We start from the raw sequence: 19,926 nt of genomic DNA on the forward strand, positions 1-19,926 counted from the left end.
TCCTAATTTTTGTTGACACTCTATCATCGATAGAGTTATTTTACCACTCCCTATCAGTGATAGAGAAAAGTGAAATGAATAGTTCGACAAAGATCGCATTGGTAATTACGTTACTCGATGCCATGGGGATTGGCCTTATCATGCCAGTCTTGCCAACGTTATTACGTGAATTTATTGCTTCGGAAGATATCGCTAACCACTTTGGCGTATTGCTTGCACTTTATGCGTTAATGCAGGTTATCTTTGCTCCTTGGCTTGGAAAAATGTCTGACCGATTTGGTCGGCGCCCAGTGCTATTGTTGTCATTAATAGGCGCATCGCTGGATTACTTATTGCTGGCTTTTTCAAGTGCGCTTTGGATGCTGTATTTAGGCCGTTTGCTTTCAGGGATCACTGGAGCTACTGGGGCTGTCGCGGCATCGGTCATTGCCGATACCACCTCAGCTTCTCAACGCGTGAAGTGGTTCGGTTGGTTAGGGGCAAGTTTTGGGCTTGGTTTAATAGCGGGGCCTATTATTGGTGGTTTTGCAGGAGAGATTTCACCGCATAGTCCCTTTTTTATCGCTGCGTTGCTAAATATTGTCACTTTCCTTGTGGTTATGTTTTGGTTCCGTGAAACCAAAAATACACGTGATAATGCAGATACCGAAGTAGGGGTTGAGACGCAATCGAATTCGGTATACATCACTTTATTTAAAACGATGCCCATTTTGTTGATTATTTATTTTTCAGCGCAATTGATAGGCCAAATTCCCGCAACGGTGTGGGTGCTATTTACCGAAAATCGTTTTGGATGGAATAGCATGATGGTTGGCTTTTCATTAGCGGGTCTTGGTCTTTTACACTCAGTATTTCAAGCCTTTGTGGCAGGAAGAATAGCCACTAAATGGGGCGAAAAAACGGCAGTACTGCTCGGATTTATTGCAGATAGTAGTGCATTTGCCTTTTTAGCGTTTATATCTGAAGGTTGGTTAGTTTTCCCTGTTTTAATTTTATTGGCTGGTGGTGGGATCGCTTTACCTGCATTACAGGGAGTGATGTCTATCCAAACAAAGAGTCATCAGCAAGGTGCTTTACAGGGATTATTGGTGAGCCTTACCAATGCAACCGGTGTTATTGGCCCATTACTGTTTGCTGTTATTTATAATCATTCACTACCAATTTGGGATGGCTGGATTTGGATTATTGGTTTAGCGTTTTACTGTATTATTATCCTGCTATCGATGACCTTCATGTTAACCCCTCAAGCTCAGGGGAGTAAACAGGAGACAAGTGCTTAGTTATTTCGTCACCAAATGATGTTATTCCGCGAAATATAATGACCCTCTTGATAACCCAAGAGGGCATTTTTTACGATAAAGAAGATTTAGCTTCAAATAAAACCTATCTATTTTATTTATCTTTCAAGCTCAATAAAAAGCCGCGGTAAATAGCAATAAATTGGCCTTTTTTATCGGCAAGCTCTTTTAGGTTTTTCGCATGTATTGCGATATGCATAAACCAGCCATTGAGTAAGTTTTTAAGCACATCATCATCATAAGCTTTAAGTTGGTTCTCTTGGATCAATTTGCTGACAATGGCGTTTACCTTACCAGTAATGTATTCAAGGCTAATTTTTTCAAGTTCATTCCAACCAATGATAGGCATCACTTCTTGGATAGGGATAAGGTTTTTATTATTATCAATAATATAATCAAGATAATGTTCAAATATACTTTCTAAGGCAGACTAACCATTTGTTAAATCAGTTTTTGTTGTGATGTAGGCATCAATCATAATTAATTGCTGCTTATAACAGGCACTGAGTAATTGTTTTTTATTTTTAAAGTGATGATAAAAGGCACCTTTGGTCACCAATGCTTTTCCCGAGATCTCATCTATTGAAACAGCTTGATAGCCTTTTTCAACAAACAATATTCGTGCTGAGTTAACCAGTGATTGATAGGTACTCTTAAAATTTTCTTGTTGATGATTTTTATTTTCCATGATAGATCTAAAATAACATACCGTCAGTATGTTTATGGTATCATGATGATGTGGTCGTGACAATCTTAAGAACATTTAGGTTATTTTATGTATATTGAACAGCATTCTCGCTATCAAAATAAAGCTAATAACATCCAATTAAGATATGATGATAAGCAGTTTCATACAACGGTTATCAAAGATGTTCTATTATGGATTGAACATAATTTAGATCAGTCTTTACTGCTTGATGATGTGGCGAATAAAGCGGGTTATACCAAGTGGTATTTTCAGCGGCTGTTCAAAAAAGTAACAGGGGTCACACTGGCTAGCTATATTCGTGCTCGTCGTTTGACGAAAGCGGCTGTTGAGTTGAGGTTGACGAAAAAAACTATCCTTGAGATCGCATTAAAATATCAATTTGATTCCCAACAATCTTTTACACGTCGATTTAAGTACATTTTTAAGGTTACACCAAGTTATTATCGGCGTAATAAATTATGGGAATTGGAGGCAATGCAGCCACCTATCAATTTCGATATTGATTATTTAGCAATCCCTCAAATTGTTGAGTGTGAACAGTATACTTTGCATATTAAAGAGTATCAGTATCTATCTTCATTAGATGAGGTTGGATTATTGCATGAAAATATTAGGGGAAGTTTTTGGGATGATTTTTTTAAGGCGACAAATTTAAAAATAAAAGAATGCTATGTGTTGATCAATTATCAGAAAACAGAGAAAAGATCACACATGGTGCAAGTGAAATACCAGATTGGCTTAAAAGCAATAGATCCAATTGTTGATCACAACCAGTTTAAAGAAATTTATTTGCCTAGTGGAAAATACGCAAAATTTTCATTTAAAGGCTCTTTGGCTGAATACCGTGATTTTAGCTTAAATCTTTATCTTTATTCTTTGCCTTCTCTAGGGCTACTTCGTCGTGAAGGGGTGGATATTGAAAAATATATTAATAATAAAGAAAATGTAGAATTACCAATAAAAGAAATTGAAATAGAATATTTTGTGCCAATTTACTAACACTGAAAACTAGTTTGTTCAAGCTTTGTTTAAATATGAAAAGGTATTTTATTCAAAATACGATTATTTTAAAATGAGATAATATGTCAAAAAAATCAATTAATCCTTCATCTGTTTTTAATTCATTGCAGTATGGATTTAGTCAAGCTATTGAAACTACAGGTACTCGGCAGCTTTTTCTCTCTGGGCAAGTTGGTGTTGATGCGAATCAACAAACCGTGGCTGGTGGTATTTATGAGCAAACCATTCAAGCAATTAAAAATATCGAGTATGTCCTTAAAGAAGCCCACGGAACGCTGAATGATGTTGTTATGCTGCGGATTTATATTAAGCAAGGTTGTGATAGTGATGAAGAGCAAAATGCGATATCTCAGGCACTAAAAGAAAAGTTTACCTCGGCGCCACCAGCATCATCTTGGGTGATCGTTACGGGGTTATCATTGCCAGAGTGGCTGATTGAAATTGAAGCCCATGCAGTGCTTAATTAAATGAGATTAACCGATAATATTAATTATCGGTTTTCGCCAATTCAATAAAATCTAGGTGAAATACAGACTGTTATTGATGATTAAATAATGATGATTTTTGTTCAATAGCGCGACGCTTATCTCAAAAATAAAAATACATACTAAAGTTAAATTATCTATCCAGATTGATTTTAAAATTCAATTTTATCAACAAAGCCAGTTGTTAATGTGTAACACCAGCTAAGTGGAAATGGATAACGCTAGTTAGTAGATTATTTCCACGAGAAAATGGAAATAATGTGGCTGCACAGTCATAGATGATTTTTCTATTCTACCAATGTAGTGGTTAAGTTTAATACTCATATTCGGTCATATACCAAGATATGAGCGTGTATTGTTATTTAACTAGGAAAATTTATCATGGCAAATAAGTTATCTATCTGGGCGGCGTCATTTATGTTTGCGAGTACTTCTTTGGTAGCCGCTCCTCAATTTGCGTGGGTTGGAACTTATAGCCCTAATGGTGAAGGAATATATCGTTTTGATATCGATAATCAAACGGGGCAATTAAGCCGTAAAGTTTTAGCCGCTCCACTTACAAATGCTGCACAATTGGTTTTATCAAAAAATGGTAAAGTGCTGTATGCAGGGAGTGAAACAGAAAAGGGAACGGTTCATGCATGGCAGGTTAAGGATAATGGGGAGTTACAGGCGATAAATAATGTTTCATCTGGAGGGGATGGCCCTGTTTATTTATCGATAACCCCAGATGGGCGCTACTTATTGGTTGCGAATTACCATAGTGGTGCTGTGTCGGTGCTTCCTATTCGAGATGATGGCGGTCTATTACCTGCAAGTGAAGTTATTCAACATGATGGTCCTGCTGGAGCCGCCTATCCTGAAGCGGCAGTTGAGGGGAGCTTTGCAATCAGTGATCATAACGGGCCTCATGCTCACATGATAGCAACCGACCCTTCAGGGGAATATGTGTTTACCACAGATCTCGGTCTTGACCGCATCTATCAATATCGCTTTGATGGAAAGAATGGAAAATTAATTGCAAATGATCCCCCATACATTATGGCATCATCAAAAGGTGCTGGCCCTCGCCATTTTGTTTTTTCTAAATTAGGAGACAGAGTTTGGTTGGTTAATGAAGAAGCATCAACATTGACTGAATATCAATTTGATAAACAAAAAGGTACTTTAAAAGAGAAGGCGACAGTTTCGACGTTACCTGAAAATTATAAAGGCACAAATTTTATTTCGGGTATTGTAGAGAGCCAAGATGGTAAACATCTCTATGTTGGAAATCGTTTACACAATAGTGTTGCACATTTTAGTATTAATGAAGAGGGTTCACTCAGCAAAGTATCGCAAACATGGACACGAGGGGATTACCCAAGAACATTAACATTGTCTCCAGACGGTCAATATTTATATGTTATGAACCAACGTAGTGACAATATTACCCGTTTTAAGGTTGAACCGAATACAGGGGAATTGGTGTTTGTTGATGACTATGTACCGATTGGCGCCCCTTCACAAATGGTCGTCAGTGAGACAAAATAACTTACAGGTTTTATTGGTGGTGCTAATAAGTGCGATCAATGCGAGTTGAGAAAAGGAAATTGCAATGTCCGGTGAAAAATTAGGGAATGAACGTATTCGAAGTGCAACAGGGAATAATAAGCGTCTGTCACGGCTCGAAATCAATGAAATTAAGCGTGCGGTTGAAATTGAAAATTCAATCAGTAAGCGTCAAGGTAAACAGCCTAAACAACCTCAAATTGTGCGTTTTCACTGTGGCTGTAATTGCTTTTCAATTAAGGTTGATTAATGGGAAAGCACCCAACAGTTGTTGGGTGCTTATATGATCAGTGTTTGACCAGCGTAGAAAAATAGTAGACGAGTGGTACAGCTAATACCCATAAGCTGATAGGGATCTCTCTCCATTTCCCTGCAACAGCTTTAATCAGAATATAGAACAGTAGGCCACCTGCAATACCCGTACCGAAACTATTGGCGATCAATGTGATCATCACCATCATTAAAACAGGTAAACCATCCGTAAAGTTTGCAAGGTCAACTTTACGTAGTCCACTGAACATATTTAGTCCAATCAAAATTAATGCAGGCGCGGTGGCTTGCGCTGGGATCATTAAAGCAATTGGTGTAAACAGTAGCATTAATAGGAACATAAAGGCCGCTGCAAGAGCCGTAAGTCCCGTTTTACCGCCGGCTTCCGCAGCCGCTGAAGACTCAATTAAAGCGGTTGCCGCAGGAATGCCTACCCATGGGCCGAGTGCGGCTGCAATTGAGCCAACGATAAATGGGCGGTTAATGTTCGGCATATTGCCTTCTTTATCAAGTAACCCCGCTTCACCACCGACAGCCAGTGTCGTGCCCATCGTCGAGAAAAATTCAGCGGCAAAAAATACAAATAAAAAGGGTAAGAAGGCGATGTTTAAGGCGCCAATTAAGTCAACCTCTCCGAATACAGGGCCTACTGAATGAGGAATACCAATAAAGCTATCGGGTAATTTTGTGACCCCAAAAGGAATACCTATAACGGTGGCAAATAAAATTGCCCATAAAATAGCTCCGGGTATACGTCGTGCTTGCAAGGCGATGGCGACAAAGAAACCAGCCAAAGCCACTAATGCCCCCGGTGATAAAAAATCACCTAACATCAAGGCGTTGGTTTTAGGGTTAGCAAGTACTAAACCTGCATTTCGAAAACCGAGAACGGCAACAAATAAACCGATAGAGGCGGTTAGCCCAAGTTTGATCGATTGAGGAACCGAGCGAGTGACAACTTCGCGTAAACCAAATTTAGTGAGCAGGAAGAATAAAATGCCTGACCAACAAGCTATGCCCAAACCAATTTGCCAGTTAATCCCTTCGCTACCTGCAAGTGTGATACCTACCAGTACAGAGCCGCCAATGCCTGGTCCAACGACGAAAGGAAGGTTGGCATAGAAAGCCATTAGCAGACTCGCCAGCACAAAAACAATGATCGTGCCTGTTGTTGCGGCACCTTTATCCATTCCCCCAGCGGCGAGCAGCCCGGGGATCACAACTAACAAATAAGCGGCAGCAAGAAAACCTGTTACCCCTGCTAAGAACTCTGTTCTGACGGTGCTCCCTCGAGCGCGCAATGCAAAACGTTTTTCTAGCCAACTCCCTGATGTTGGCACATTAATCATATTGTCAGCCATAAATTGGCTCTCCTATCATTATTATTAATTATTGTGATTGTGCGAGTGTTTACTGGTTTGAATCACGGGATCAACAATTTGTCGCGTTGTACCGTCAGTCAACCCTAGGTCAGTCAAATGAGGGCCTGCATTACAGGCAAGACAGGTGCCTTCAATAGCTTTAAAAACACGATAAGGCGGCTCCCAATCGGCTATTTCACTGCTAAGCTCTCGTAATTGACGAAACTGTTCGGCAAGCTGTTTTGCAGGCAGATCGGATAGCATGCCAGCAATTGGCATCGCAACGTGAGCGAGGACTTTACCGTTTTGAACTAAAGCCATACCACCGCCACTTTCGATAAGCAAATTAGCCGCGTGTGCCATATCTTCTGCATCACGACCTAGTACAACTAAATTGTGAGAATCATGTGAGTAGCTGGTTGCGATAGCACCGCGTAATTCACCCCAGCCTTCTAATAGTGCAATTTGTGGCTTGGCATCATGGCGTCCATGGCGATGTTGTACGCGGATCAAGCTAAAGCCATTCGGTATTTGAACTTTGCCATCGGTAATTTGCACATCAATTTCACCCCATTGTGTGAAGCGAGCTCCTCGAATATGGCGTAATCGAGCACTGCCATTAATAATATTATCAATTTGTAATGTGCAATCAGCGGCTGTGATAGGTGACAGACACATGGTATCTCTAGGTGGTAAAACGGTTTGATCTGTGGCTAGTGATTTAAATAGTTTTCCATCTTCGGAAATTTGCTGACCTGCAACATACACGCGGTGTGCTTGTAATTTTTTGAGTGAATCAAAGACCACCAAATCAGCGCGACGCCCTGCGGCAATTAACCCCAGATCGTGACGTTGTAAGCGAATGGCTGCATTTAAGGTTGCAAAACGGAGTACATCTGTCGCTTGCATACCATGCTCAATTAATAGATTCAGTAGGGCAATGATCCCCCCTTTTTCGATTAAAATATCAGGTGGAACATCATCGGTGCATACGGTGATTTGTGATGAGAGATGAGGTAGCTTTTGCAACTCAGCGACGATGTCTGGCAATAGATAAGGGTGAGAGCCACGAATTTCGAGTGTTAAACCAGCTCGCAATTTCTCTAAAGCATCTTCTGCTGAGGTAAGCTCATGATCAGATGTCACGCCAGCAGCGAGGTAGGCTTGTAAATCGGCTCCTTTTAACCCTCTAGCATGGCCTTCAATGAGTTTCCCCGACGTAAGCCCCGCGTTTAAAATCTCCTCCATTCGTTCACTACCATGAAGAACGCCGAACATATCCATCACTTCTGCAACACCATGGACCTCTGGCCAACTTAACATGGTTGACATTTCTTTTCCGGCAAAGTCGGCTCCTGACATTTCAAGGCCTGGTGTTGAGGGAACAGAGGAGGGGGCAGCTACCATGACATGCAGCGGTAAATTGCGGCTTGCTTCAATCGCATAACGGACACCTTCCAAGCCTAATACATTAGCCAATTCATGGGGATCCCAAAATACCGCGGTGGTTCCTTGTGTTAGCACTATTTCGGCGTAACGCACGGGAGGAAGATGGGAGCTTTCTAAGTGAACATGTGTGTCAATCAGCCCTGGTGAAATAAAATACCCGTTAAGGTCATGGATTTCCTTGGCATCACTTCGGCTTCCTGTTGGGTGGACACTCGCAATGAGTGAATCGACAATACCAATATCGGCGGCACGGATCTCGCCAGTAACCATGTCGACAATATTGGCCTGTGTGAGAAGCAGGTCAAAAGGGATTTCACCTTTTGCTGCTTGCACTGCTCTGCGTCTGCTGTAGTTGGTTTCGCTCATAAAATACCATCAATAAATGATCCTTTGCTGCTACTTTATGAGTTACGCAAACGTTTGCCAAGATGATAAAACTTATCAGATCATAAGAAAGGGTTATAATGGTGAATAAGAACATTAAGGCTAGGTTAGGCTTTGTATGGTTAATTAGAGGGTTATAACAACGCCTTATCATAAAATAGAGTGTGAATAGAGAACATGAGTGAACCATGGCAGCGCCTGCCTGCATTGACGTTAAAACAGATACAATATTTTGTGACTTTGGCACATTTAAGGCATTTTACTGATACAGCGAGCCGACTAGCCATTAGTCAACCTGCGTTGAGTAGTGCATTACGTCAAATTGAAAGTGTGATTGGAGGAAAACTAGTTAATCGAACCGCTTCCTCTGTAACGCTAACAGAGCTTGGTGCTGCTATTTTACCGCATGCTGAACGTATACTGAGTGTTTCACACCGTGCTTTTAGTGATATTCAACAGATAATTGACGAAGGCGGAGACGGCACGTTGCGTATTGGCTTGGTGCCTTCCGTGAGTTCACTACTTTTTCCTGATGTGCCGACACAACTTAATTTGCACTTTCCTCGGCTGAATGTGGAGTTTTACGATAAAACCAATGATTCATTAGTTTCTCAATTAATGAATAATGAGATTGATTTTGGGGTTGGTGTATTAGACAGCTCAGTCCCTAGAGAGTTACAACTGTTTACGTTACAAGATGACCCTTTTGTCGCAGTCGTACATCGAGAAGATGTATTAGCGGGAGGCTTCCATTTACCTTGGAAAATGCTTAATAATCGCGATATTGCGGTGTTTTCTAAAGGCAACATCCAACGTTTAGTGTTAGCCACATTGGAAAGCCACCGCTTAAAGCCCAATATTCGTTATCAAGTTGATTACATTGAAACGCTATATGGCTTAGTCCGTTCTAAATTGGCGATTGCTATTCTTCCTCACCTTTATACCGTACATTTACGCGACCCTGACTTAATGGTTTTGCAGTTACAGCAACCGGCATTGACTCGCACGGTGTCTTTGATGCGAACCAGCCAAATCTTAACACCAATGGTAGAATCCGCATTTACAGTGCTGCTTAAGACACTGAAAGCATAAGCTGCTTTTTAATTACTCATGCGGTTTTTCATCATCGCTGTCACGAGCCGTGACATACATGAGTACCAACAAAATGGTAATAAAGAAACGGAATGCATTGGGTATACCGTTCCATTGTTTTGACATCCACATTGCAAACCATTCACCCCCAATAGACATAAATGCGACTTGCCATAATAAGAATGCCAGTGTTAATCCGATAATTGCCCATTTTTTGCTTTGATTAAAAGCCACAGCATTTTTGTTGATATTTTTAAATAAGATGAAAGCTCCCCACCAACAAATGAGAGCCGCAATAATTTCAATACTAATAATAGTGATATAGACAAGATGGTGAAAGGGCGGTGAATTGATAGCCCGATACTTCACATTTGCATTAGGGAATATTGCATCCATTGTTAGGACATGCTGTACAAATAAAAAATTTGTGTTGTAATCGGTTAAATTATTAAAGGCAGTAAATGAAATGAATAAGGCTATAGCACAAACACAGAGTGATTTTGATAAACGAATTATCATTTGTTTCCCTTAAGTTATTTTTCATCGTTTCATCCGTTGATAATTCGACAAGATAGCATCATTGACAAATTGCCGCTATTAACCATAGTAAATATCAGACAATATTCATCATATTGGCGACTTATTCTAAATAAGATAAATATTGAATATAAGTGCTATAAATATTATGAAGAAGGTAGGCGGTTTAGCTTAGTTTAAAATATGTTTCTATTTTTAATATGCTAATATTTTTCTATTAGAAAATGATAATACACACACCAATAGTGAGAAAAATAGATAATGAAAACAATATGTAAAAGTGGATTGCTAGCTATTGCGATGTTTGCTGTATCTGCTTGTGATGATTTTGATCCAATGAGCCATAAAGGTGAGTTTTATTATAGTAATCCAACAAACGATAATATTTCATTTAAGGTCGATAATAACGATTATAATGTGCTACCAGGGCAAAGAGGCATTATTCAACTTGCATCGGGTAAACATACGTTAGAAAACAGCCAAGGTGAATTATTTTCGTTTATGGTTTTTGACAACAATAACGGGGGGATTATTAACCCAAATAACCTTGTTTATTATACCCTTTCAGAGGCTTATGTTGTTGAAGGTAAAGCTGATCGTTTCAAACCGACCACTTATAACGTAACTATCAACGGCCATGATGTCAATATGGCAGTAAGAAGCGCAAATGCGTTTGTCATTGATGCTAATTTATTTAAGTGTAGCTATTTATTGGGAGAGCCTTTCCCTGAATCAATCACGACACATGATCAAAAATTAGACGGCAATATTAAGTCAAAGTGTTTTGATAAGGCTGAATTAATTGAATATATTGCCAATGAATATGGTGAAGATTTACAGCCTAATATGCCGGGAGATGCCCTGCATGACTCCATCAATATGGCCTTTAGTTATGAGCTACCAACAGCAGACTTTACGGATCAATCGGTTCAGTCAATAGCCGAAGAATTGGTGAATTTACTAAAACAACTGAAAGAAACCAATGATACTGCTATCCATGAAAAATTAAATCAACAATTTCACCAGCTCAGTATCGAATTAGTGAAAGCTCATGCTAATAACTCGGCATCTAATTCAGTTTCAGATAACGAGCAATACAATAATTTTGTTCATCAGGTTGGTGAATTGAGAGGTTATGGTATTTGGGAAAAATAATAATAAATTTTAAATAATCAAAAAAAGATTGTATTTATAAAATCCCCCCAATCGTTGGGTAATCAATTATTGGGGGATTTTGTCTCCTTTTCTTTTTAAGAATCTGCCTGCAAACTAACCAGAGAATTCTTATGTGAAATGATTGTGATAAACGGATGATAGCTATTATCAAATAAGATCATCTGCATAGGAATAATAATATGAAGGCAATATTAAAGCCATTTCTTGGTATTACGTTTGCTTCTATCTTTTTGATGTTTTCTTCAATAGCAAACGGCAAATCGATCGTTGTAGAAAAAACACAGCCTGAAGTCTTAGACCTTGTATTTATACTGGATAAAAGTGGTTCAATGTCAGGTTTTGAATCTGATACGATTGGCGGCTTTAATCGTGTGTTAACAGAAAATCGTAATAAAAAAGGGGAGGTCTTTATTACGACAGTGCTGTTCAATGATAAAACAACCCTCTTACACAATAGAGAGCCTATCGATAAAGTACCAAATTTAACTTTAGAAGATTATCAGGTTGGCAGTAATACTGCACTATTAGATGCGGTTGGTGACACCATTAGCAAAATGCAAGAAAACCGGAAGATAACAAAAAATAATAACGTTTTATTCGTTATCATTACTGATGGTGAAGAAAATAGTAGCCACAAATATAGTCAATCGAAAATTAAATCTATGATCAAATCGGCAGAAATGGAGGATAAATGGGACTTTATCTTCCTTGGCGCCAATATTGATGCGATCACTGCTGCCGATAGTATTGGTATTAGTCGCTCTAAAGCAACTGGATATGTGCAAGATAAAACCGGTTACGACAAAGCATATAAAGCGATTAATAATGCCGTTGAGTCGAAGAAAAATGCTGCACCAATATCAGAGGAATGGAAAAAAGAGGTTGAAACTGACGCGATGGAGCGCACAAATAAGTAGTGTAATGGAAGAGTAGATTTACTGATAAACTAATCCCTCAATATTGAACTGCACCCCAAAAGTGAGACGCTTTTAGTCTAATTTGAAGGGTGCTTTTCTATGTTAAAACATACTCTAGAGTTTAAACTTGAAATTATTCAGGCCTACCTAAATGGTGAGAGGGGTTAAAATACTCGATAAAAGATTTAAACGTAATCATGATACGACTTGGTGATGGATTGAAAATTATCAACAGCACGGGGTGTATGGGCTAAACGTTAAAACATGAAAACAGGTTTATTTTCCTGAATTCAAATTTCATGCGGTTCACATGATCCTAAATGGGACATTTTTACATGAGGGCTCTGACAACTTGATATCAATGGCTGATCATATAAAGAATACGGTAGATAGGAAGTAAAAATAAACCGAAAGGGTGCCCAAACCAAATGAAGAAGTCTTCCCTGTTTTTGAGACAGCGATGGTAAAATTTCAGCTGAAATGCTGGGCAAGAACACTGTAATTTATGTTGAGAAACAACTTGGTGTTAAAATAGGTGAATATACAACATTTTGTAAAAATACTGTTGGTGCTTGTGCTGAGGCATCAGCAGCAGACTCGTTGATCCGCCAAGGGGTTAAGCCAGAAAATATCCGATTTACCCAAGCGGTCAGGCCACGAGAGGTTTGGGGAAAAGTTACAATCCCGCTAAAAGCAATAAAAGAAACATGTGACAATTGCCTAGTTACATGGCCAACAGGCGTAGATAAATGAGTGCATTAGCAAATGACTGGAAACCAAGACTCTGCACAGAAAGTGATTTATTTAGCGATTGAATCGGCCTCTAAAAAATGGAGTATGCCAATTCAAAACTGGAAACAGGCAATGAGTCGTTTTATTATTGAGTTCGGTGACCGCCTAAACGGCCACATTTAATAAAAGGCAAATACACCGAATTATTTACAGTGTCGGCAATGGCTCTCCCTATTTATTGTTCACTGATATCTTTTAGTTCTAGAACTCTTTTACACCCATCTTGATTACCGTTATCGCACGACTTGCTATACCAAATTTTAGCAGTTGATTTGCTCTGTCTAACTCCTAATCCTTTATCATACATTTGTGCTAGATTGAATTGAGCCAATTCATTGTCTTGTTCTGCACCTTTCTGGTACCACTGTAGCGCCTGCTGGTAATCCTGTTCAACACCATTTCCATACTGGTACAACACGCCAAGATTATTCTGAGCTGCACTATTATTCTGTTCGGCAGATTTCAAATACCACCGTAACGCTTGCTGGTAATCCTGCTCAACTCCTTCTCCAAGATAGAACATCACCCCCAAGTTGCTTTGAGCGCTAGAATTTCCTTGTTGGGCCGATTTCAGGTACCATAGCCGCGCTTGCTGATCATCTTGCTCCCCACCCCAACCATGACTAAACATCACACCAAGCTTATATTGAGCATCTGCATTGTTCTGTTTTGCTGCTTTCTCATACCACTGTCTAGCCTTCTGATAATCCTGTATAACTCCTTCTCCATATTGATACATAGTACCTAATCTGTATTGAGCAGTTGCATTTCCCTGTTCGATTTTTATACATAAATCATTATCTGGTACTTCACAACTTGCGGCACTAACGACTACTGGAAGCATCCCCAAAAAAAGGAGAAAAATCGTTTTTTTCATCTAATCCTTATTCCCTAATCAGCACGTGAGGTAGGTATCGCTATGTTATATAAAGATATTAAAATCTAACGAATTTTAGTTCAGAGCATAAAAGCAATAATTCAATATGGGATTAATAAGTGTTATTGCTTGTCTGGCTTTATCATCGAGAAAATAGCGAATGAAAAACATACCTGAAAAAGTGGCGATATCATTAAAGTAAGTTTAACTTAAGGTAAAAGAATAGCATAAACAAACAGTGACTGATTTTCCAACTATTAAAACTCTTTATACCGATTATATTCCCCCCAAAAGTCGAATACTTGAGTTTAACTAAAGGGGGGATTGACTGTAACTATTGACCTGTTGTCGGGATGTGTCGGAGTAGTTTTTCTAGTGGTTCGACAATTGCAATGACAACTTCATCTTGCAAACCTGAGCTTTTTTCTAACTGCTGCAAAATAGCTGCTTTACGGCTCTCGGCTAACGGCTCACCTGTCGTATAATGCTTAATCAGTTCTAAACCAATCACCGTCAATTGTTCCACATTCTCGGTAACAGGCGTTAACCTAACTAAGTTAGCATTCTGTTTAATAAGACGCTGGACTTGTGGAATATTATCTTGCCAACGTTTTAATCTCTGCTCTAACCATTGTGCTGCCGCTGTATCATTCGGTTTAGCGATTAATGCGTCAATATGCTGGCGGAAGGCTCTTGCTTGCATACTTTCGGCCGGTAAAGCATCGACAAATCGGTTAAGAGGTTCATATTGATGATATTGGTTTTCTCTCCACTTAAGATGATGGCGAGTATAGTAATGTGCAGGCTCTACAGACTCAGAGAGGATCATCAAAGGCTCAATTTCAACGCCATTTGCTAAACGTGTAAATTCACGGGCCGTTTGTGCATGCTGCTGTAAACCCACCGAAATGGTTGACCAAGCATCTGTTGCGTTTAGGCGACGATACATGTCATTCTCATTATTGACATCTTTTGCAGACCATAGGCGCTCGGATACGGCAAAAGCACGTGGCCATAGCTTAGTATCAATGATGGGAGCACGAATATTTTCAGCCCATAACGCAATTTCCCCGCCGAGAATATTGGTCATTTTATTATTGTCGGGCGTGGTTGGCGCAATTCCTTCGGGAATGGCTGTTAAGTGGGTTCCTGTCGTTGGATAGCGAGCATTACCTATTATGGTATAACCGCTTAATTTATCATCCGTAAAAGTAACAACAGGACGAGTTTCTCCCATCCAAGTGTCCACTGAGAAACTGACTTGTTTAGGCGAAAACCACTCAATCTTATTAATTTCTCGACGTGATTTACCTGCAAAATCAATAAATCCACGCCATCCATTTGACCCCTTTATTAATGTAAAACTGCCTTTGACGGGGCTACCTTTTAACCTTTCGATTTCAAATTGCCAACTTTGCGATTGTTCACCCTGTTTAACATTTGTCTCTACAGTAAGTGGCTGAGGTAGTATCTCATTTCGATAATGGTATGCCGCACTTTGAGATTGGTCGAGATAGAAACCGGTTGAAAGTAAACCTTTAAATCCTTCTTGAGCGCTATCGCCTAAAGAATCTTGTCCTTGCCACGACTGAATAACAATATTTTTTGATAGTGAAGGGTGTTGAATTTCATCCCAGCCGACCATTTTACGGTTATGTTTTGTGAGGATTTGTTCAAGCCGTTGATTGAAATAAGCCTGTAGTGCATGGGTATCTTTCAGGTTGTTTTTTTGCATAAACTCCTGAATAGCTGGATTGTTTTTCCATTGGGTTGGGTCAACCTCATCTCCGCCAATATGGATATATTCATCTGGGAAGATAGTGGTCAACTCGTTAATTAAGCTATCTGTAAATTGGTACACATTTTCTTGGGTTGGATTAAGTAGAGGCTGATGCACCCCCCAGTGACGTTCCATTTGGTAAGGGCCAGCTGCGCTCATAAGCTCAGGGTAGGCAACAGCAATAGCTGAGGCATGACCAGGGAAATCAATTTCAGGCACCACCCGAATTCCTCTTTCTTTGGCATAGGCGACAACTTGGCGCATTTGATCTTGAGTATAGTATTGGCCATCACTGGCTAGCTGTTGTAATTTAGGGTAGCTAAGTGACTCAAAACGCCAACCTTGGTCATCGGTTAGGTGCCAATGAAAAACGTTTAACTTAGCGGCTGCCATACCATCAATTTGGCGCAAGATATCATTGATTGGTAAAAAATGTCGTGAAGAATCAAGCATCACACCGCGCCAAGCAAAACGCGGACTGTCTTTAATTGTAAGCAGTGGGATAAACGTATTTTCCCCATCTGTTTGTATCAATTGTAATAATGTTTCCATCGCTCGCATTGCACCAAATCGGGTTGCCGCTTTGATCGTGGCGCCATGGTTATCTGTTGTGATTTGATAACTTTCGTCCATTTGTAGAGATGGCAATTCAGGTACTTTTTTCTCGATAAAAATTTTTATCGGGGCTTGAGTGTTGTTTGCTTGGTGTGGTGTTAATTGCCAGCCTGTTTGGGTCTCTATTCTTTCACGCCAACGACGGGTTGCATCACCTAAATCATCGCCTTCTACATAAATATCTAGCGTATTATTTAATACCCATTTTCCATCGGCATTTTTTACTTCAACTTGCTGTGGCCAAGGCATGAGCGGTAATTCAGATAATGATTGTGCTCCGCTTGGTAATGAGTAAATAAGTGAGGATATGACGATAGCAGACGTAAGTTTGTTAATCATAGAGATCCCTTATTATTCGTAATAGTGAATGCCATTTTGAGCATAAATCAATCTATGAAGTCCAACACGGTTATCGTATTAAATGATACGAGTCACATTATTTTTTATTGCGAATTAAGTGTGGATGATGTTGATTTATTTAATTTATTGATTTTGTGATTGTTTTTAAATGTGGCTATTAGAAGGGAAAAGAGGGGGTGATGATGTTTAGTAGAATATTCAAGTGCGGGAAGGCAATGCGCGATCCCGCAAAAATTAAATCGATTAAGCTTTTTTGGCGGCTTCAAACATACCTTGAGCTAGGTAGTCTTGGGCTGTTTGTACACCTGGCAATACAAAATAGTAGCCACCCCCAAAAGGTTTAATATAGCGTTCAAGTGGCTCACCATTAAGCCGTTTTTGAGTATCAATAAAACCTGTTTTAAGATTTTTTTGGTATGAAACGAAGATAAGCCCCATATCAAGTAACCCATTAGGGGTTAAACCAAGTGAGTAGCTGTAGCTACGGCGCCTTAGTTTTGCGGTATAACGCTCAGGGTTACGAGGTTCGGCACGGCGCATGTGGGAGTCGAATAATACGCGGTCCCCATGAGGATCTTTGTCAAATTGAGGGTCATCATGTTCTTGCTTCATACCGATAGGTGCCCCTGTATCTTTATGGCGACCGAAATCATTCTCTTGGTCTTCAAGCGGGGTTCTATCCCAAAATTCAAGATTAAAACGGATGAGTCGTACTGCTTGATAGGTGCCGCCAGTACACCAACTAGGCTCTTTTCCTCCTTCGGTAACCCAAATAAGTTCATTCATTAATTGGTTATCATTGGCAGGGGCATTGCCTGTGCCATCTTTAAACCCAAATAAATTGATTGGCGTTGATTGGCTGTCAATATCACGAGAAGGTAAGAAACCATCTATTTTCCACAGTGGGAACATAAAAGGGGATGTATGCCTTAAAATATCGCGTAACGCATAAATGACGCTTTCTTGACTATTCGCACAAATTTGTAATGTGATATCACCGCCACACCACTTTTGCTCTAGCCTATCATTTGGAAAACTGGTCATTTCAACAAGATAGCGAGGTTTGATTTTATCTAACCCAAATCGTGTATCAAATAAGCTCTGACCCAGAGAAACCGTGACAGTTAAAGCATCTGGCTGAATGTGAGTTCCTAAAATCCCTGATTCAGCCGGCGGCATACGGTCATTAGGAGTTTTAGGTGCTGCTTGTACCTGCGTTAGATACGCAATTCTTTTTGTCAGTATTTCGAATAGCTTCTGTAGTTTATCGAGTGATTCAACGGTGACATTAAATGCAACAAATGAGGCATTTTTCTGTTCAGGCGTTAAAACACCCGCTTGGTGTAAGCCTTCAAAAGGGATCGTCTTATCATAGGACGACAAACAGGCATTTTGGCGCGTGTTAGCCGCAAATGTAGGAGCCGCTGCAATAAAACTACCAACAGCTAATGTTTTTAATGCATTGCGCCGAGATAAGCTGACAGTTGTAGAATCGTTTTGTAATTTAGCCTTCATGGCTTGTTACCTCAATATTTATAATATACATCAACACTGAGCTGATATCTGAGCTGTGCGAGGTCTTCAGCTTGCTGCGTTAATACGGAATAAAGTGCCATCATGTCTTTTTTGCTCAACTGGTTATAAGGCTGGTAAATCCCCGAGGGCAATTGATAAGGCTTCATGATCTCATTGGCCTTTTGATAATTATTTTGGATACGTTGGAGCACGTTGGGAGCGATAAAAGGGGTCAGCACTTTAATAACGTGTTGTGAGCCTTGCAGGTTTGCTGCTATATCGCTCAAATCAGATTGGCTATAGATATTCTCTTTGCCAGCCAATTTAGTTTCAAGGATCATCTCAATAAAATCGGCTGACGCTTGCACTAATTTAGGTATCTCAACACGTTCAGTCGCTACGCGTTTTTGAAGATCCCGGGCTTTTAGCAGTAGCTCATCGGTTGCAGCGAGTGCCGCTTTACTGTCTTTACGGTCAAATAATTGATATTCAATAAGATGGAAACCAGTGAAACGGTAATCTTTTTCTTTATCAAGAAAGTAGTCAGCCCTAGCATTAATGGTTCTGTCAGTATTACCAAACAATATAATAATTGGGCGAACAGATTCGTAATATTGATGTGCCTGAATATAGGCTTGTTCAGCGGTTTTGAGGTCGCCTTTTTTTAAACTTTTGTTCAAGGTTTCCAGTTGAGAAACCATTTTGCCTAATTGTTCCGTTGTATAACTTAAATAATTTGTAATGGCGGAATGATATTTCTCAGGGGTGGGAATATCACCTTTAGCGATAATTATGTCATCCCCTGTTTGTACAGGGGATCTTAATGCTTTTGCTGATACAGTAGTGGGTATTGCTATGACTAAAACCATACCGCATAGAAACATAGACTTTAGTGTTTTAGCATTACGCATGTTTTTTACTCCGAGAAAACAGCGCGATAACGACTATCCAATAAATGACAAATGTAATCACACTTAGCCAAATTGGTTGTGAGCGGTAAGCGAAGAACGAAGAGATAAAATTACCTACAATATTTGAATCATCTAATAGTGCTGTCGTATCCCATGCTGGGTAAATTAAAAACTCAGGAATAGCATAATCATATTCAATTAATAAGTTTGCGCTCTCTTCAACCCCTTTGAGTAGTAGCGATAAAGCAAGAAAGAGTAAGACCACGCCGGTGATTTTAAAGAACAGCTTCCATGAAATAAAACGGTTAGTAAGCAAGAAGGCATATAATGTTAGGCCTGCAATTAATACGCCACCTGCGACTTCTAAAGCAAATCCTGAAGCATTTTCTGCATTTAATGACATGATAAAGCTAGATAGGAAAACAACGATCTCACTACCTTCTCGAGCGATAGCAATAGCGATGATGAGTGCTGCTCCCCACCAATTATGGCGCTCTGCATTTCGGCTAATACCGGATTCAATTTCGGATTTTAAGGAACGACCATGCTTATTCATCCAATAGACCATTTGGACGATTAATATACACGCAAGGAATTCCATAAAGATCATAAACAGGGATTGCCCTGTATCATCAAGAATATTAAATACGCCATAAATGAGTAATGCTAACAAAATGGAAATGAGAAGACCGAGGGCAACCCCAGTCCATAAAAAACGCATTCCATTTCGTGCATCTGGGTGGTGTTTGATCCACGCATAGATAATGCCGATAACGAGTAGCGCTTCAAAGCTTTCACGCCATACAACAAACAGAACTTGCCCCATA

19 protein-coding genes and 1 pseudogene are annotated in these 19,926 nt (G+C 39.8%); 10 read left to right on the top strand and 10 right to left on the bottom strand.

Annotated features, from left to right (window positions below):
• The first annotated feature begins 74 nt into the window (after nt 1–74).
• Nucleotides 75–1,280: a tetracycline efflux MFS transporter Tet(B) gene (gene tet(B), locus PSF11_RS07945; RefSeq protein ID WP_053110393.1), complete on the top strand. Its 1,206-nt coding sequence runs from the start codon at nt 75–77 to the stop codon at nt 1,278–1,280.
• A gap of 112 nt (nt 1,281–1,392) precedes the next feature.
• On the opposite strand, the gene PSF11_RS21290 is transcribed toward tet(B), so the two are convergent.
• Both PSF11_RS21290 and PSF11_RS21295 read right to left on the bottom strand, forming a co-directional pair.
• The gene (locus PSF11_RS21290) at nt 1,393–1,647 is read right to left on the bottom strand and encodes a hypothetical protein (RefSeq protein WP_001121511.1); all 255 of its coding nucleotides are present in this window, start codon (nt 1,645–1,647) and stop codon (nt 1,393–1,395) included.
• Nucleotides 1,648–1,728: 81 nt separating this feature from the next.
• Nucleotides 1,729–1,986, bottom strand: a complete 258-nt coding sequence (locus tag PSF11_RS21295) for a TetR family transcriptional regulator (RefSeq protein WP_425401916.1) — start codon at nt 1,984–1,986, stop codon at nt 1,729–1,731.
• A gap of 87 nt (nt 1,987–2,073) precedes the next feature.
• On the opposite strand from PSF11_RS21295, the gene PSF11_RS07955 reads away from it, so the two are divergent.
• The 4 genes from PSF11_RS07955 to PSF11_RS07970 all read left to right on the top strand — a co-directional run bounded on the left by PSF11_RS07955 (nt 2,074) and on the right by PSF11_RS07970 (nt 5,313).
• Complete coding sequence (locus PSF11_RS07955) at nt 2,074–3,006, top strand: helix-turn-helix domain-containing protein (RefSeq protein WP_004922753.1); 933 nt, start codon at nt 2,074–2,076, stop codon at nt 3,004–3,006.
• 83 nt (nt 3,007–3,089) lie between these two features.
• Complete coding sequence (locus PSF11_RS07960) at nt 3,090–3,494, top strand: RidA family protein (RefSeq protein WP_004922750.1); 405 nt, start codon at nt 3,090–3,092, stop codon at nt 3,492–3,494.
• Nucleotides 3,495–3,893: 399 nt separating this feature from the next.
• Complete coding sequence (locus PSF11_RS07965; protein WP_014656610.1) at nt 3,894–5,045, top strand: lactonase family protein; 1,152 nt, start codon at nt 3,894–3,896, stop codon at nt 5,043–5,045.
• Nucleotides 5,046–5,109: 64 nt separating this feature from the next.
• Nucleotides 5,110–5,313, top strand: coding sequence for a hypothetical protein (locus PSF11_RS07970; RefSeq protein ID WP_014656609.1), 204 nt, complete (start codon nt 5,110–5,112; stop codon nt 5,311–5,313).
• Between the two features lie 37 nt (nt 5,314–5,350).
• Here PSF11_RS07970 and PSF11_RS07975 read toward each other — a convergent pair whose 3' ends face one another.
• Both PSF11_RS07975 and PSF11_RS07980 read right to left on the bottom strand, forming a co-directional pair.
• Complete coding sequence (locus PSF11_RS07975; protein WP_272682752.1) at nt 5,351–6,694, bottom strand: NCS2 family permease; 1,344 nt, start codon at nt 6,692–6,694, stop codon at nt 5,351–5,353.
• 24 nt (nt 6,695–6,718) lie between these two features.
• On the bottom strand, nt 6,719–8,509 hold the full coding sequence (locus PSF11_RS07980) for an adenine deaminase (protein WP_004922737.1): 1,791 nt from the start codon (nt 8,507–8,509) through the stop codon (nt 6,719–6,721).
• A 195-nt stretch (nt 8,510–8,704) separates the two neighbouring features.
• Here PSF11_RS07980 and PSF11_RS07985 point away from each other — a divergent pair, with 195 nt between their 5' ends.
• The gene (locus tag PSF11_RS07985; RefSeq protein ID WP_004922734.1) at nt 8,705–9,619 is read left to right on the top strand and encodes a LysR family transcriptional regulator; all 915 of its coding nucleotides are present in this window, start codon (nt 8,705–8,707) and stop codon (nt 9,617–9,619) included.
• A 12-nt stretch (nt 9,620–9,631) separates the two neighbouring features.
• On the opposite strand, the gene PSF11_RS07990 is transcribed toward PSF11_RS07985, so the two are convergent.
• Nucleotides 9,632–10,138: a DUF2165 family protein gene (locus tag PSF11_RS07990; protein WP_040132372.1), complete on the bottom strand. Its 507-nt coding sequence runs from the start codon at nt 10,136–10,138 to the stop codon at nt 9,632–9,634.
• 279 nt (nt 10,139–10,417) lie between these two features.
• Here PSF11_RS07990 and PSF11_RS07995 point away from each other — a divergent pair, with 279 nt between their 5' ends.
• From PSF11_RS07995 to PSF11_RS08010, 4 genes and pseudogenes are all read left to right on the top strand, one after another.
• The gene (locus tag PSF11_RS07995) at nt 10,418–11,311 is read left to right on the top strand and encodes a hypothetical protein (RefSeq protein WP_014656606.1); all 894 of its coding nucleotides are present in this window, start codon (nt 10,418–10,420) and stop codon (nt 11,309–11,311) included.
• Between the two features lie 200 nt (nt 11,312–11,511).
• Nucleotides 11,512–12,249, top strand: a complete 738-nt coding sequence (locus tag PSF11_RS08000; protein ID WP_072502478.1) for a vWA domain-containing protein — start codon at nt 11,512–11,514, stop codon at nt 12,247–12,249.
• A gap of 480 nt (nt 12,250–12,729) precedes the next feature.
• Nucleotides 12,730–13,002 carry a hypothetical protein gene (locus PSF11_RS08005; RefSeq protein WP_053110384.1) on the top strand — a complete coding sequence of 91 codons (273 nt, stop codon included), beginning with the start codon at nt 12,730–12,732 and terminating at the stop codon, nt 13,000–13,002.
• 27 nt (nt 13,003–13,029) lie between these two features.
• Nucleotides 13,030–13,164, top strand: a pseudogene (locus PSF11_RS08010) (IS256 family transposase); the annotation flags it as partial.
• 52 nt (nt 13,165–13,216) lie between these two features.
• On the opposite strand, the gene PSF11_RS08015 reads toward PSF11_RS08010, so the two are convergent.
• The 5 genes from PSF11_RS08015 to PSF11_RS08035 all read right to left on the bottom strand — a co-directional run bounded on the left by PSF11_RS08015 (nt 13,217) and on the right by PSF11_RS08035 (nt 19,925).
• Nucleotides 13,217–13,918, bottom strand: coding sequence for a tetratricopeptide repeat protein (locus tag PSF11_RS08015; RefSeq protein ID WP_072502477.1), 702 nt, complete (start codon nt 13,916–13,918; stop codon nt 13,217–13,219).
• Nucleotides 13,919–14,252: 334 nt separating this feature from the next.
• Entirely contained in the window at nt 14,253–16,652 is a 2,400-nt protein-coding gene (locus PSF11_RS08020) for a beta-N-acetylhexosaminidase (protein ID WP_072502476.1), read from the bottom strand.
• Between the two features lie 264 nt (nt 16,653–16,916).
• On the bottom strand, nt 16,917–18,188 hold the full coding sequence (efeB, locus tag PSF11_RS08025; RefSeq protein WP_072502475.1) for an iron uptake transporter deferrochelatase/peroxidase subunit: 1,272 nt from the start codon (nt 18,186–18,188) through the stop codon (nt 16,917–16,919).
• Nucleotides 18,189–18,199: 11 nt separating this feature from the next.
• Complete coding sequence (locus PSF11_RS08030; RefSeq protein WP_036941362.1) at nt 18,200–19,099, bottom strand: EfeM/EfeO family lipoprotein; 900 nt, start codon at nt 19,097–19,099, stop codon at nt 18,200–18,202.
• Nucleotides 19,092–19,925 carry an FTR1 family iron permease gene (locus PSF11_RS08035; protein ID WP_004922715.1) on the bottom strand — a complete coding sequence of 278 codons (834 nt, stop codon included), beginning with the start codon at nt 19,923–19,925 and terminating at the stop codon, nt 19,092–19,094. Before PSF11_RS08035 ends, PSF11_RS08030 begins: the two co-directional genes overlap by 8 nt.
• Between the last annotated feature and the right edge of the window lies 1 nt (nt 19,926).

It is taken from the genome of Providencia sp. PROV119 (assembly GCF_028482435.1).
GTDB lineage: Bacteria > Pseudomonadota > Gammaproteobacteria > Enterobacterales > Enterobacteriaceae > Providencia > Providencia stuartii.

Excerpts from the sequence above, each read along its gene's own strand:
- PSF11_RS21290 (WP_001121511.1), bottom strand. The coding sequence starts at position 1,647 with ATGCCTATCATTGGTTGGAATGAACTTGAAAAAATTAGCCTTGAATAC.
- PSF11_RS21295 (WP_425401916.1), bottom strand. The coding sequence starts at position 1,986 with ATGGAAAATAAAAATCATCAACAAGAAAATTTTAAGAGTACCTATCAA.
- PSF11_RS07955 (WP_004922753.1), top strand. The coding sequence starts at position 2,074 with ATGTATATTGAACAGCATTCTCGCTATCAAAATAAAGCTAATAACATC.
- PSF11_RS07960 (WP_004922750.1), top strand. The coding sequence starts at position 3,090 with ATGTCAAAAAAATCAATTAATCCTTCATCTGTTTTTAATTCATTGCAG.
- PSF11_RS07965 (WP_014656610.1), top strand. The coding sequence starts at position 3,894 with ATGGCAAATAAGTTATCTATCTGGGCGGCGTCATTTATGTTTGCGAGT.
- PSF11_RS07970 (WP_014656609.1), top strand. The coding sequence starts at position 5,110 with ATGTCCGGTGAAAAATTAGGGAATGAACGTATTCGAAGTGCAACAGGG.
- PSF11_RS07975 (WP_272682752.1), bottom strand. The coding sequence starts at position 6,694 with ATGGCTGACAATATGATTAATGTGCCAACATCAGGGAGTTGGCTAGAA.
- PSF11_RS07980 (WP_004922737.1), bottom strand. The coding sequence starts at position 8,509 with ATGAGCGAAACCAACTACAGCAGACGCAGAGCAGTGCAAGCAGCAAAA.
- PSF11_RS07985 (WP_004922734.1), top strand. The coding sequence starts at position 8,705 with ATGAGTGAACCATGGCAGCGCCTGCCTGCATTGACGTTAAAACAGATA.
- PSF11_RS07990 (WP_040132372.1), bottom strand. The coding sequence starts at position 10,138 with ATGATAATTCGTTTATCAAAATCACTCTGTGTTTGTGCTATAGCCTTA.
- PSF11_RS07995 (WP_014656606.1), top strand. The coding sequence starts at position 10,418 with ATGAAAACAATATGTAAAAGTGGATTGCTAGCTATTGCGATGTTTGCT.
- PSF11_RS08000 (WP_072502478.1), top strand. The coding sequence starts at position 11,512 with ATGAAGGCAATATTAAAGCCATTTCTTGGTATTACGTTTGCTTCTATC.
- PSF11_RS08005 (WP_053110384.1), top strand. The coding sequence starts at position 12,730 with ATGCTGGGCAAGAACACTGTAATTTATGTTGAGAAACAACTTGGTGTT.
- PSF11_RS08015 (WP_072502477.1), bottom strand. The coding sequence starts at position 13,918 with ATGAAAAAAACGATTTTTCTCCTTTTTTTGGGGATGCTTCCAGTAGTC.
- PSF11_RS08020 (WP_072502476.1), bottom strand. The coding sequence starts at position 16,652 with ATGATTAACAAACTTACGTCTGCTATCGTCATATCCTCACTTATTTAC.
- efeB (WP_072502475.1), bottom strand. The coding sequence starts at position 18,188 with ATGAAGGCTAAATTACAAAACGATTCTACAACTGTCAGCTTATCTCGG.
- PSF11_RS08030 (WP_036941362.1), bottom strand. The coding sequence starts at position 19,099 with ATGCGTAATGCTAAAACACTAAAGTCTATGTTTCTATGCGGTATGGTT.
- PSF11_RS08035 (WP_004922715.1), bottom strand. The coding sequence starts at position 19,925 with ATGGGGCAAGTTCTGTTTGTTGTATGGCGTGAAAGCTTTGAAGCGCTA.